Source organism: Fimbriimonas ginsengisoli Gsoil 348, assembly GCF_000724625.1.
GTDB classification, from domain to species: domain Bacteria; phylum Armatimonadota; class Fimbriimonadia; order Fimbriimonadales; family Fimbriimonadaceae; genus Fimbriimonas; species Fimbriimonas ginsengisoli.
On sequence record NZ_CP007139.1, the window covers coordinates 5,047,830 to 5,061,031 of the forward strand.

The window sequence follows — 13,202 nt, forward strand, 5'->3', positions numbered from 1 at the left end:
CGTGCTCTCATAGCCATTTAGATAAGGCTCACCCGGCACAATCCGGAGTCTTCTTCATCGCCTAAGCGGCCCCATCCCTCTCCTCCGCGAGAGGGGTCGGTGAGTGCGAGGAACGAGCAACGAACCGGGGGAGAGAGACAAACCGAACTCGTCCCTTCCTAAACTAAATGGCTATGACCCGTGCTCTCCCCCCACCGCATCACTTTCCAATAAACACCGGCACATTCGCCGATCCCGCCAACCGCCCCGCCGTGTCCCGAACCTCGACTCTCAAGGCGTGGAGTCCCAATGGACACCAGCGCGGCAAGTGAAACTCGCAGTCTCCCGCCCCGTAAAACTTGGCGATCGGAGCCTTGTCCAAATAGAACGTCGTCAGCGGCGAGTGCTCGTACGAACGCATGTAGGCGCTAACAAGATCCTGAGCCTCCAGCCGAGAGCTCGGACCGACCGACGAAGGCCGGGAAGCCGCCGATGCGGACTCGCGAACCTCGTCCAAGTAGTAGGGCTGATCCACCGCCGCCGAGTAGGCCTCCGCTACTTTCGGATTATTGAACAACGAGTAGTCGTTAAGCTGCCTGCCCTGTCCCGCGTACTTGAACGTGTCGAAGCTGAGCCAGCTCACCGCCTTCACCCGCGGGTAAATCCGCGGAATCGACGAGTAAAACTCCGCGATCTTGTTCGCCGCGAAGTCCGGGCGTTCCTTATTGTCGACCACCGACCGGTGGCTCGCCGCCCACTCGCCCACCATGATCGGATGCCGCCCCGAGTACCGCTTATAGATGTAATCGAGCGCGTCCTCCGGCCGCCGCCACTCCGCCCCTCGTGAACGATCCGCGTCGTTGAAAATGACTGAATAGAAGTTGACACCCACCCAGTCCACCGCGTCCGGCCCCGGATAGTAGCTCGCGATCGGCTCCTGCGGAATCTCGTTCGGGCACCAAACCATCGCCACGTTCGGCGCCGTCTCCCTCATCACCTTCGCGACCAACCGAAATTTCTGGATGTACTTGGCGGGATCCCCGTGATACGGGGTCCAGTCGCCGTTCATCTCGCTGGCGTATCGCAGGAATACCGGTATCCCGCTTTGCCGGGCATCCTCGGCGAAACCGCGAAGATAGCGGTCGTCTTGCACCTCGTCCAGGTTCGATGGCTCGAAAGCGAGCTGCAACGCACATCTCGCCTCTCTCAGCGTGCGCGCGTACTCCTTCGGGAACTCGACGCCATATTTTCGATACATGAAGAAGATCGCGTGGTGCTTGCCGATCCGCTCGTTGAATTGCGCCGGATCTCGGGTTTCGTCGTCGCGCTCGATATTCGCACCAAGATAGCAACCTGCTAGTGGCTCGAATTTCGCCAACCCGTTCTTATCGCCCGACACCGGCCGGTCGACGAACAGGCCGATCGAAGTCCGGTACCGGTCCGAGTAACCAGACAGCACCTTCGCCGCATTGGGATCCCCCATCTTCCCGTACATCGCCGCCGCCCGCGAGAATGCTTCGCTAGCCTTCTGATACTGCCCCGCCGCCACATAAGCATCCGCCAACGCCCGAACATTCGCCGCCATCGGATGCCGCTTCACCGCTGCCTCTAGCGAAGCAACGGACTGGCCGGTTAGAAGAAACCCAAGAGACGCTACGAGCACCTCACCAAATTAGCACCCTTACCGTCTTTGCGTCTTTGTCCCTACCTACCAGGATCGATCCGCATAGCCACCGCCCGCACGAGCGGGTCCGGATCGTTACGCAGCTCCGCAAGCATCGGCCGAGCGGAAACCGGGCACCGCCCTTGAACCGCGATCATCGCCTGGATCCGCAATCCCGGACTCCCCCCCGAGAGATACTTGGAAGCCCGCAAAAGCGAGTCGTCGGTCCCCGTCATCCCCAGGAGCTCGATTCCCGTCCGCTGATCCCGTTCACTCTTCTCGGCAAGGAGTTCCTCCGCCGCGATCACCGCGCTAGCGCTGAACTGAGCGAGTAGCCGCATGGCCGATCGTCTCGTCGGAAGGTCCGGGTTCTTCAGCAACGACCGAGCCGCCGGTATCGCGCTCTGATCGCCGATCCGCTCCAACGCCAAGATCGCGGTGAGTACGAGATCGCGATCCGCCGACCCCGTCAGCGGCACGATATCGGATACGACCCTCGACAACCGTAGAACCCCCGCTGCTTCCACCGCTTGCCGTTGGAACTCCGGCTTTTTGACCAATTCCGCCACCCGGTCCTCCGCCGCCTGAACGCTCAACATCGAAACCAGTTGCAGCAGTCGGCCGAGTTCACACTCGTTCGGATCGCGCAACTTGGCGGCCACCGCCCCCTTCGCGGGTTCTCCAATCGCCTTTCCTAAACGGGAAAGGAAATCCATGCGGTCCGCATTGGCCGAGCTGAGGTGCTTATCGAGAATCCGCCGGAACGCCGGGAGGCCGATTCCGATCAACTGGTCGCTCGCCCCCTCCAACAAGAGTTGATCGATCGCATCGTCGCCCGGGTTGGGAATCGTTCCCGGACGCGGGACCTTCTGAACCGGCCCGGTTGGAAACGCGAAGACGTCGTAAGCGACCGCCCCGTCGGAATCGACCCTTGCCGACCCGTCGACCAAGCCATCCGCGTAGTTATCTTGCCCGCCGGCGTCGATGAACACGCCTAGCGCTTCCCCCTTCCGCCCTCCGACCGCTCCGCCCGGTGAGTTCGTATACCGGTCTTGCCCCGCCCCATCCAAGAACAACGCCACGCTCTCGTCGTACGCGAGCGCCGGTCTCCCTGCGCCAGCTGCGTAGATGTCGTCACCCTCTCGGTCGAGAAAAATCGTCACGCCGCGTGACTGGGCCGCGCCGTGGCACGCCCCCCCGCGGGCGGCGTAGATGTCGTCACCCGCCAAATCAAAAAAGTAGGCCGCGCCTCCATCCGCGAAGCCCGTTCCCTCGTGGTCGCAAGTGTACGTGTCTCTTCCCGATGCATCGAACAGCGACCCAAGCCCCTCGGCTTCTCCAGCGGCTTGGCAGCCGCTGGTTCCGGTGTACGTGTCGTCTCCCGCCAAATCCGTCAACAACCCGATTCCACCCCGCCCGCTTCCCTGCGCGAACGCTCCCGTCGAAACGTAGGTGTCGCCTCCGTCCCGGTCGATCAGCCAGCCGAGGCCGCGCTCGGTCCCCATCCCCTCTCCCATCCCCGCGATTCGATGCCGGTCGTTCCCTTGGGTGTCGATAAGCAGACCCAGGCCGAGCATGCCGAACCCTTGGCTCATCGTTTCGCTGGAGTAATCGTCGTCGCCTCCCATCTTCACCAACGCTCCCACCCCGGCCATTCCTGCCCCAAAGCAGAGCGACTTGCCGTGAAACCGGTCATGGCCGCCCAGGTCGTACGCGAGCCCGATCCCGAGCAGCCCGGCCCCGACGCTCAAATCGCCGACCTGGTAGTCGTCATCCCCCCCGAGGTCGATCAGAACCGACGCCGTAAGCGCGCCGCCACCGTACCGGCCGGTATACGAATCGTTCCCGCCCAAATCGATACAAAGTCCCGAAACGGCTTGGGTGTGCAGGTCCGCCCCCGCGCCGGCGATCTCGACCGGAACCGCTCCCACCTGAAACTGGATTGGCCTCGTAATGAGAGCCGGGTCTGCCGCCCGCAAGGCGGGAATCTGCGCTTCGACCACCGCTGATAGCGTCCCGCTTGCGGCAAGCAGCCGTTTCAAGTCGATCTTCGCCAAAAGCGAATCGACGACTTCACGGCTCGAAGGCGCGCCCCGCACGAAGCTCAACTGCCCGGCCTTGCCCGCTGCCATCTGAGGCAAGGTATCGATCAGCATCCGCTTTTCCTCGGGCGATAGCGGAGCCACCACCGCCCGAATCTCGGCATTGGCCGCCCCGATCGCATTGACCAGCTCCCCCACCGGACCCCTTAACGCCCCCGGAACGCTATCTGGGAGCGTGATCCCGGCTCCCTTGACCTCCGAAAAGGCCGGCGCCTGAAGCTGGGCAAGCGCCACGGCAAGAGTTCCCGAGGGAAACTCGCCCGCCAGCCGGTGCAGCTTCATCAGCGCATCCGCCGACTCCAGCGGTCGATCGATCGCCTCCGCGACCGACGGCAACACCGGCTTCGAGCCCTTGCTTCGCCGCACGAACTCGAGGTCCTTGGTCGTCAAGTTGCGCAGATAAAGCGCGTCTCCGATCGCCTTTCGCTCATCGGCGGTGAGTTGGGCGAAAGACGCCAGCGGAAGGAGCAGGAGAACGGCGAGCGCGAAAAGCCGAATCACACGCTAAAGAGTAACCCCGGATTCCACCTCGGTGGCTACGTCTCGCGTCGGAATTAGGCGCTCCTCCAAAGATCGTTCATCGAACGGCACCCAATTCGATAGCGGAGATTGCGGCTCGGAGACCAAACCCAAACCCGGCTTGCCGTCCAGCCCCGGCGATAGCAACGTGATACGGGTTGCCGTTTCAAGTGCCGAATCGAACAGCGGCTGGAGCATTTCCCGGTCCAGCTCCCGAACCATCCAGTGAAGCTCTTCTTCTTTCCCCGCTCGGTTGAATTCTTCAAATGCGTCGAGAAAGATGATCGAAACGTCCCGTTGCCCCGTCCGCTGGGCGAGGTTTCTGAACTTGGTGTTCACCCCCCGGCCCACCAGTGCCCGATCTTCATGCCGGTATCCCGCCAAACGGCTGAGCCCCGCCAAGCGCATGGAGCCGCTCTCGACGACCGCTCGCTCTCCGCGACGCAGCAAGAGGTTAGGCACCGGCCGCCTTTCGCCATGTCCCCACGGCCAAAGTAGATTCAGCGGCGCCAGCCCCTCGTCGATGCGGCGCTGGTTCAGCTCCAAGTCGGTCAAAAGGTTGATCGAGTCGTCGATATACCGCCGGAACAGCGTCTCCCCGTCCCCTTCCGGCAGGTTCGGCTTCATCGGCTGCCCCTTAACGTCGGTGGCGGACGTCGTGCCGAAGTCCCCTCTCGATTCCCATACCAATCCGTGGTCCAGCGCTTCCCCGCGAACGAGGGTCAGCTTCGAAGTATTCAGCCGCTTCGCTTGCTCCGAGATCGATTCCACTTCGGTCGGCGTCGGAAGGTAATCCGGAGCATCGACGACGCCGTCCACGAACGACATCAGCGAGAGGTGGAAGTGAGTCGATTTCTCCGGCGGATCTGCGCCCAGGGCCGAAACCGTTAGCGGTCCCTGCCGCATCTGCGCCTCATTCGGCCTCATCCCGAGAAACAGCGCCTCCGGCGTCTCGATACGAGGCATCGCGGCAAGCCTAAATACCGACCCGGTCTCCGCCATCACCTGAAGCGCCGGCAACTTCTGACGCAACGGCGACTCGGAATCCGGTTCGACGAGCAGTCCAGGCAGGATCAGAACGATTCGGCGCATCTGCTCCCGCCTAGTCGATCAGCCGGAGCTGGCCGTTCGCCAGCGCCGCCATCTGCCCGACTTCGGGAGGATCGTCGAACGCGTGCTTGCTCATGTCGGGCGGAATGGATATTGGATACTTGCCGTTAAAGCACGCGAGGCAAAACCTGCCGTTCTCCCGCCCAACCGCCTCGACCGCCCCCTCGATGCTCAGATAGCCGAGTGTGGTCGCCCCCAGGTACTCGCAAAGCGATGGAATGGTCATCACCGCGGCCGCCAGTTCCCCCTTGCTCGCCATGTCGATCCCGTAAAAGCACGGAAACTTGATGGGCGGGGCCGTGATCCGGACGTGCACTTCCTTCGCACCCGTCTCGAACAGCATTTTCACGATCTGCTTCGTGGTCGTGCCACGAACGATCGAGTCGTCCACCAGCACCACCCGCTGGCCGCGGATATGGTCTTCGAGCGGGGTCAGCTTCATCCGAACCCCCATTTCCCGCATCCGCTGGTCCGGCTGGATGAAGGTGCGATGGATGTACCGGCTCTTCATCATCCCTTCCCGGTACGGGATGCCGCTCTCGCGGCTATAGCCGAGCGCGGCTGGGATTCCACTGTCCGGAACCGGAACCACGATATCGGCTTCCACCGCATGCTCCTTGGCCAGCGTCTGCCCCATCCTCTCTCGCGCCGTGTACAGGCTCGTTCCGTACATTACGGAGTCGGGGCGGGCAAAGTAAATGAACTCGAAGAGGCACATGCCGCCCGGCTCGGTATCGTGGCCGCGGGCGAACCGCATCCCTTGGGAGTCGATGATGACCATCTCCCCCGGCTCCAACTCGTGCGTCGGGGTGCCGCCCACCGGGCCGAAAGCGCACGTCTCGCTCGCCACCATGTACCCCTCTCCCAGCTTTCCTGCCGTCAACGGCCGAATGCCGCTCGGGTCGCGAAAGCCGATCAACACCTTGGGAGTCAAGACCGTAACGCTGTAGGCGCCCCGAACCCGGCGCATCACCTCGCGAACGGCAACTTCGGGACCGGAATGCATATGCCGCACCATGATCCTCGCCATGATCTCGGTGTCGCTGGTGGTCTCGAAATGCTCCCCGTCCCGCTCCATCTCCTCGCGCAGCTCGCGCGCATTGATGAGGTTTCCGTTATGCGCCACCGCGATCTCGCCGACCAGCGATTGGCAGTAAATCGGCTGAGCGTTGCGCAGCACCGAAGCCCCCGTCGTAGAGTAACGGGTATGCCCTACCGCCAGGTGCCCCGGCAGCGAGCGGAGCACCTCCGGCGTAAACACCTGGTTCACCAGCCCCATGTCTCGGTGCATTCGCACCCGGAAGCCGTCGCTTACCGCAATCCCCGCCGACTCCTGCCCGCGATGTTGGAGAGCGAATAGACCGAAGAAAGCGATCCGCGCCGCTTCCTGTTCCGGCACATACACTCCCAGCACTCCACATTCCTCTTTGAGGCGGTCGTCCTGCTCCGGATGGGTCACACCCGGAGTTTACCGGTTGTTGCCGCCGGGTTACGCCTTAACACCAATACCGAAAGCCCCGCACCCCCCAGAGGGGCGGACCGCTGCTCTCCAGAGCGGCCCCCGACGCCAAAGGCGTGTAGCCGGCACCTAAGCGTGCCGTTCCCATGCTTTCGCCCCCACACCGGCATACATGATTTTTTTGTCAAGATTAAGGCTCAAACCCCGTCGGTTAGCCCTAGTCACGCCACCAGCGGCTAAACTGAGGCGTACTGGAGACAGGAGTGAAGCCTTTATGGCGCGATGAGGCGTCTTGAAGTAAGCGCTTTACACAGGAGGTGGGAGTGATTCAAACAGCAGTTAACAAGCCGTTTTGGCAGAAGGCCGTCACCGTGTTCATCATGGTGTTCCCTTGCTTTGCAATGCTCGTGGCGGCATGGACGTTCAGCCGGTCGCCGCATCGCGGCGAGCTATGGTACGGGCTGACGATCGCCCTCTTTCTCCTCATCGGCATCAAGGTGCGGATGTACGGCATTTCGCTGGGCTTTCACCGCGGCCTCACCCACAAGAGTTACGAATCGAAGCCTTGGCTTCGCGGTCTTTTCCTCATCATGGGCTGCATGGCGATCCAGGGCGAACCGGTCCGCTGGGCCACCGACCACACGGAACATCACCGCTACGCGGATAAGGATGGCGACCCGCACAGCCCTGAGCATGGCTTCTGGCATGCTCACTGGGGATGGCTTGTCGAGCATCCGTTCGACCGGGAAATCAACCCGGCTTTCAAGAACGATGCCTTGGCGATGAAGGTCAGCCGATTCACCTGGCTCTGGGCCGTCGTCGGCCTTGCCATTCCCGCCGCAATCGGACAGCTTGTCGGTATCGGCTGGTGGGATGGTTTCCTCTGGGGCGGCTGCGCCGCCGTCTTCTTCGGCAACCAGGCCACCTACTGGGTGAATTCCGGCGCCCACACCTTCGGTCGACGCGATTTCCAAACCGACGACAAGAGCACCAACTTCTGGCTCAAGGGCCCGATCGGTTATCCGATCTCCTGGATCGTCGCCTGGATCTCCTGCGGCGAGACGAACCACAACAACCACCACGCCATCGGCAACTCCGCCAACCACGGCATGTTCAAGGGCCAGCTCGATCCCTCCGCGCGCACCTTAAAGATGCTCGAGAAGCTCAAGCTCGTCTGGAACGTGAACTGGACTACCGAGGAGGCAGTGATCAAACGCCAACGCGAGCTCACGATGACCCCCGAAGAGCGGAAGGCCGAGGCGCTGCGCCTCCACCGCGAGCGCCAAGAAAAGGTCCCCGCTTAGCTGGAAGTTGACCATTTACGATTGACGATTGGCCCAACCCGCCAAGGGTCGTCGAGTCCCTAAAATCGTCAATCGTAAATGGTCAATCGACAATCCGTTTGCACATCTATTCCGAGAAAACCTCCACAAATTGCTTGGCATCCGGCAATTTTAGTAGTACATTGGAATATCCCCCGCCTCCCCACTCTCGGGTGAGGCCACGTGCAAAGGATTCCCGCTATGAGTTCCGTCGCGATTCCCCTGCCAAAACCTGCTGGCATGCGGCCGCCGCTCGGACCGCCGCCAGGAAGGACGACGTTCGATTCCCGACCGGGCGACCACGACGAGCCGCTGCACAAGCGGATCGCCGACAGCGTTCAGGAAGTCGTCAACGCTTGCAAGTACGCGGAGCCCGACGACGTGCCCTACCTTAACCGCCTGATTCATCAGCGCAAGCGGCTCGTTGAGCAAGAGTTATCGATGCTGAGAATGATGGCTCCCGTCGTTATGCCCCCGTTAATCAGCAACCTCTACATGCTCGATTTTCTGAACGAGGATAACGACCTCGAACGGGTCTACGTCCGCCTCCTCGAGGATCTCGACCTTGCAGCCGAGCGAATCGCAAATCTTGGAGAGCGAAACGGGTAGCGTTTCTCGTCTACTCCGATAGATGCAGCGACCGGACACTCCCGCCGACAGCGCGCAGGCTCTAAAAAAAGAGCTTTCACGCCTGCGCGCCAAGCTCACCGAAACCAGCGACCGGGACATTAAGGCGGCTCTCCAAATGCGGATCGAGCAAATCCAGTCGGAGATGCCGAAAGATTCGCCGGGCGCGGCCAAAGCCGACCCGGCTGCGGAAGAAAAGGAGCTCGCCCGCCTGCGCATAAAGCTTCAGCACACTACCGATCGCGATATCCAAGCCGCGCTCCAAATGAAGATCGACCAGCTCAAAGCGTCGATTGCGGAAGAAAGCGATAAGCCAGTTGCGGCCGCGGAAGCGGCGGAGGAAGAAGAGCCGGAAATCCAGCCTTCCTCGCCGGAGCAGATCGTCATCGCGGACGGGCTCATCCGGCAAGCTCGAGTCGAGAAGATGCGGAACAACGTCGCGCGCTCGACAGAGCTGATCAAACAGGCCTCCGAGGTCGCCCCTGGCTCTGCCGCCGTTTTGGAAGCGCTGGGCGATGACCTGATGGAGAGGCGACTAGTCAAACAAGCTGTCGCCGCCTATAAACGCGCGAGCCGCCTGGAACCGAAGAACGTCGCCGTGGAGGAGAAGTTTGCTCTGGCCGCTCTACAATTGCAGTCGTTCGGATCGCTCGACGATCAAATGCGAAGCATGAGCGATCCGCTTCTGTTGTCAAGAGAGGACACCCTCGCCCGAGTTCCCTATGCCGCGGTTCTCTCCGCGTTCTTTCCCGGCGTGGGCCACCTCGTGTTGGGACAAACCACGAAAGGGTTCGCGATCCTCGCCGGCTGGGTCATTTGCATCGTCTGGGCCATCACCCAGCGGAATGATTTAGAGATGATCTTCCGCACCGTGGGCGGCCAAAGCCGACACCCGAACTACGTGGTGCTGCTGCCAATCGCCATTGGCGCCGTGATCTACGTCAGCACGCTTATGAGCTTCAAGGGAATGTCCCGAACCACCGTCAAGAAGAACATTCACCGCCCGCCCCCTCCCACCGAAGGCGGCAACCTCCCCTTCGAGTAAACATAACGTTTTCTACGAAACCGAGCGAGGGCACTTACGGTTCAGAGTTCGTCAACCAACCCTTCGATCCTTGCGCCGAATCTGGAAAGGACTTTGTCGTACGTTTTGTACACCCCCTCACCAGTGTACAAAACGTACAAAAACCGGGGCACAGAGCGGCTCGTGCCGGAGGCGTTTATCCCTCCCAGAAGAACGAATCGGTCTCCGGAAGGTGGTCGAGGCGTCCTTCTTGGGCGAGGTCTTGCAGGGTCAGGACTACCTCGGCATCCCATTGGACGCCAGCCCCGCGGACGAGGATTTCCAGTGCGTCTGGCCGGGGCATTGCCGGTCGATAGGAGCGGGCGCTGGTCATCGCGTCGTAGGCGTCGGCTACGGCCACGATCCGAGCGGCAAACGGGATCTGTTCGCCGACGAGCTTGTCCGGATAACCGCTGCCGTCCATCGCTTCATGGTGGTGCCGCACCACCCTCAGAATCGTCTCATCCGAGTAGATCGGTTTTAAAATCGTCTCGCCGATCACCGGATGCTTCTTAACCGCCTCGAACTCTTGCGGGGTGAGCCGGCCCGGGGCAAGCAGTATTTGCTCGGGAACCCCAATCTTGCCGATGTCGTGGAGAAGGGCCGCGGTGACGAGGGAACGGAGGAATTCCGGGTGCCCAGGCCGAAGCTCTTGGGCCAGAAGCAACGCGATTCCGGCAACTCGGCTGGAGTGGTTCTGCGTATGCGGATCTTTTGCTTCCAGCGCTTGCGTAAACGAGCGAAGCGTGCGGCCGAAGATCGTCCGCAACTGTTCCGCCTGCTCGTGCACTCGCGCCTCCAGCCGGCGTCGATACACCTCGTTCTCGGCTTCCAAAGCCCGCGTAAGGAGGCCCAACCGGCGTCGCTCGAGCGCCTTTTCAAGTCGGATGGTGACGTCTTCCAGGTCGAAAGGCTTGAGGATGTAGTCGAAAGCGCCTGCCTTCAGGCACTCCACCGCACGCGTAACGTCGGAGCCTGCGGTGATCATAATCACCGCGAGCGTGGAGTCGACGCGTAGGGCTCGGGATAAAAGCTCGTCACCCGACATGCCCGGCATGTTCAAGTCGGTCAGCACCGCATCGTAGGCGCCCGGACGGAGGCACGCGAGAGCTTCCTCCCCGGAATGGGCGATGTCGGTCTCGATCCCACTCAGCATGAGCCCATCGGCGAGGCCGGCGACGAGGTCTACCTCGTCGTCCACGAGTAACACTCGCGTCCCGGTGTCGAGGGTTTGTTTGGACGGATTGATAAGTTCGCTAATCATCGACTCGAAGCGGTAATCGCAGGTTAAACGTCGTTCCTTCGCCGGGCCTAGACTCAAACGATAACGATCCCCGATGCGCCTCGGCGATGCCGTGGCAGATTGAAAGTCCGAGGCCGGTGCCCTCACCTACCGGCTTCGTCGTGAAGAATGGCTCAAAAACCCTGTTCTGGTGCTCGTTCGGAATACCAAGCCCCTGATCGTCGATAGATATCACGGCCCAGTCCCGTTCTCGAGTGGTGCGAAGCTTCAGCTGGCCGCGACCGCTCCCTCGCATCGCATGCAGCGCATTGCTCACGAGGTTCAGGACGACTTGCTCGATCTGGCTTTCGTCGACGTAAACGATCGGATTCTCCTCGCACAGCGCAACCTCTAGCAAAACGTTCTCCCGTCGCACGCTCGATTCGCACAGTTCGATCGCCGTATTCAGCACGTCGTTGATCGGCTGCGCCTTTTGTCGAGGCTGGCTTTCGCGAGAAAAAGCTAAGAGGGACTTTCCGATCCGGGTTGCGCGATCCACCATACGCAGGATCGTCTCCGCGCGCTTCTGAACTCCGGAATCGCTTACCCGCTTGAGAATCTGGGCGTTGACGGAGATGGCGGCCAGAGGATTATTGATCTCGTGCGCGACGCCGGCGACGAGTTCTCCGAGCGCGGCAAGCTTTTCGGTCTGCCGAATCTGCGATTCGAGCCGCTTTCGCTCTCCGATGTCGGTTCGCACGCCGAGGACGCCGACCCGGGCGCCATCGCTGGAGAGAATGATGTCCACTCGCTGGTGGACTAGCCGGGGAGAGCCGTTCCGGTGACGAAGGGTCACCTCCCCTTCGAAGAAATACCGATCGTTCATCGACCGGTAAATCATTTCGAGGTTGTCTCCCTCGGGATAGAGCGCTATCGTGCCTCCCGCCGCGTTCAGCTCGTCCGCCGTGTAGCCGAACATGCGCTCGAAGGCGGGATTGACGTACGAAGTCTTCCCTTCAAGGTCGGTAATCGTGATCGCATCGCCCGCGCTATGGAGGGCGTGCCGGATTTTCAAGAGCTCGATCTCGGAGTTCTTCCGTTCAGTGATATCCGTGCAAACCCCGAGAACCAAGCTCTTGCCCGGCTCGACGGACGGGATCGGGTGCTTCGTAGCCTCAAACCAGTGGACTTTGCCGTCGGCCCCCTCGATCCTCATCTCGTAAGGGCCGACGTCTTCGCTCGTTTCCAGAACTTTTCTGTCGACGGTCAGGAACTCCTCAGTCTCGCTGGCGGCCCGAAAGTCGATATCGAAGCGGCCCTCGAGGGTCGATACGTCCGTGCCGTAGAGGCGAGCGGTAGCCGCGTTGCCGAGGACGTACCTACCCTCCGAATCCTTGACGAACACCACGCTTGGAATCGACTCGATGACATTCCGTAGGAATTGACGCTGAAAGTCGAGTTCTCGCTGATCGCGTTTTTGAGAAGTGATGTCTCTTTGCGAGCCCCAAGCTCGAACCAGGCAACCCCGCTCCACAATGCCGAAGAGGGAGTTGAGAAACCATCGAGGCTGGCCGTCGACGCCTACTTCTTCCGACTCGACGTCATTCAGGGCCAGGTTCTTCAAAAACGCACTCAGGAACAGGTGGGTTTCCGGCTTGGTTCGGTCGAACATCTGATCCAAGCGCGTGCCGACCAGATCGGACGCCCGGTCGAGGCCGTACATCCGAGCCATGGCGTCGTTGCATTCGGCGAGATACACCGACTTAAGAGCGATCTCGATCTGGTGCTCGACCGGGATAGTGAGCGCGATCGGGATTTCACACTCCGCACGCCAAATTCCTTCCGAGCTGCGCTCGACGAGGGTTCGGTACCGTCCCTCGCTTTCGGAAAGGGTGTTCACCTGCCGTTGAAGCTCGTCGATGCGGCGATGAAGTGCTTCAATATCCCGATCGCCCGAAGCGCCGAGTTTTTCGCTCGTGTTCGTAGACGAAGAAGTCGGCATATTAGATAACTATTGGCTACGGTTCGCTACTTCGTTTTAGTTTCTTGGAGACGGTAGCGGATTCTGTCCTTCATTGCGCAAAGGACGCGGGGGTGTAAACTCCAGCTTCACTCTCGCTCCCCTGGAGCGAATGA

General features: G+C 61.1%; 9 protein-coding genes. 3 read left to right on the top strand and 6 right to left on the bottom strand.

The window, feature by feature from the left end:
- Window positions 1–199: 199 nt before the first annotated feature.
- The 4 genes from OP10G_RS25435 to purF are packed head-to-tail and all read right to left on the bottom strand — an operon-like array spanning window position 200 to window position 6,832.
- Window positions 200–1,642 (bottom strand): glycosyl hydrolase, encoded by a 1,443-nt coding sequence (locus OP10G_RS25435; RefSeq protein ID WP_025228113.1) that lies wholly within the window; start codon window positions 1,640–1,642, stop codon window positions 200–202.
- A 41-nt stretch (window positions 1,643–1,683) separates the two neighbouring features.
- Window positions 1,684–4,245: a HEAT repeat domain-containing protein gene (locus tag OP10G_RS22830; RefSeq protein WP_025228112.1), complete on the bottom strand. Its 2,562-nt coding sequence runs from the start codon at window positions 4,243–4,245 to the stop codon at window positions 1,684–1,686.
- Between the two features lie 3 nt (window positions 4,246–4,248).
- Window positions 4,249–5,355: an alkaline phosphatase family protein gene (locus tag OP10G_RS22835; protein WP_025228111.1), complete on the bottom strand. Its 1,107-nt coding sequence runs from the start codon at window positions 5,353–5,355 to the stop codon at window positions 4,249–4,251.
- Between the two features lie 10 nt (window positions 5,356–5,365).
- Window positions 5,366–6,832 (bottom strand): amidophosphoribosyltransferase, encoded by a 1,467-nt coding sequence (gene purF, locus OP10G_RS22840; RefSeq protein ID WP_025228110.1) that lies wholly within the window; start codon window positions 6,830–6,832, stop codon window positions 5,366–5,368.
- Window positions 6,833–7,155: 323 nt separating this feature from the next.
- Here purF and OP10G_RS22845 point away from each other — a divergent pair, with 323 nt between their 5' ends.
- The 3 genes from OP10G_RS22845 to OP10G_RS22855 all read left to right on the top strand — a co-directional run bounded on the left by OP10G_RS22845 (window position 7,156) and on the right by OP10G_RS22855 (window position 9,826).
- Window positions 7,156–8,136 (top strand): acyl-CoA desaturase, encoded by a 981-nt coding sequence (locus OP10G_RS22845; RefSeq protein ID WP_144241326.1) that lies wholly within the window; start codon window positions 7,156–7,158, stop codon window positions 8,134–8,136.
- A 258-nt stretch (window positions 8,137–8,394) separates the two neighbouring features.
- Window positions 8,395–8,763, top strand: a complete 369-nt coding sequence (locus OP10G_RS22850; RefSeq protein WP_025228108.1) for a hypothetical protein — start codon at window positions 8,395–8,397, stop codon at window positions 8,761–8,763.
- A 22-nt stretch (window positions 8,764–8,785) separates the two neighbouring features.
- A complete protein-coding gene (locus OP10G_RS22855) occupies window positions 8,786–9,826 on the top strand; it encodes a tetratricopeptide repeat protein (protein WP_025228107.1) in 1,041 nt (346 codons plus the stop codon).
- 175 nt (window positions 9,827–10,001) lie between these two features.
- Here OP10G_RS22855 and OP10G_RS22860 read toward each other — a convergent pair whose 3' ends face one another.
- Window positions 10,002–11,108 carry an HD domain-containing phosphohydrolase gene (locus tag OP10G_RS22860; RefSeq protein ID WP_025228106.1) on the bottom strand — a complete coding sequence of 369 codons (1,107 nt, stop codon included), beginning with the start codon at window positions 11,106–11,108 and terminating at the stop codon, window positions 10,002–10,004.
- Window positions 11,101–13,068, bottom strand: coding sequence for a PAS domain S-box protein (locus OP10G_RS22865; RefSeq protein ID WP_025228105.1), 1,968 nt, complete (start codon window positions 13,066–13,068; stop codon window positions 11,101–11,103). The genes OP10G_RS22860 and OP10G_RS22865 overlap by 8 nt, the downstream gene beginning before the upstream one ends.
- Window positions 13,069–13,202: the final 134 nt, after the last annotated feature.

Excerpts from the sequence above, each read along its gene's own strand:
- OP10G_RS22835 (WP_025228111.1), bottom strand. The coding sequence starts at position 5,355 with ATGCGCCGAATCGTTCTGATCCTGCCTGGACTGCTCGTCGAACCGGAT.
- OP10G_RS22850 (WP_025228108.1), top strand. The coding sequence starts at position 8,395 with ATGCGGCCGCCGCTCGGACCGCCGCCAGGAAGGACGACGTTCGATTCC.
- OP10G_RS22855 (WP_025228107.1), top strand. The coding sequence starts at position 8,786 with ATGCAGCGACCGGACACTCCCGCCGACAGCGCGCAGGCTCTAAAAAAA.
- OP10G_RS22860 (WP_025228106.1), bottom strand. The coding sequence starts at position 11,108 with ATGATTAGCGAACTTATCAATCCGTCCAAACAAACCCTCGACACCGGG.
- OP10G_RS22865 (WP_025228105.1), bottom strand. The coding sequence starts at position 13,068 with ATGCCGACTTCTTCGTCTACGAACACGAGCGAAAAACTCGGCGCTTCG.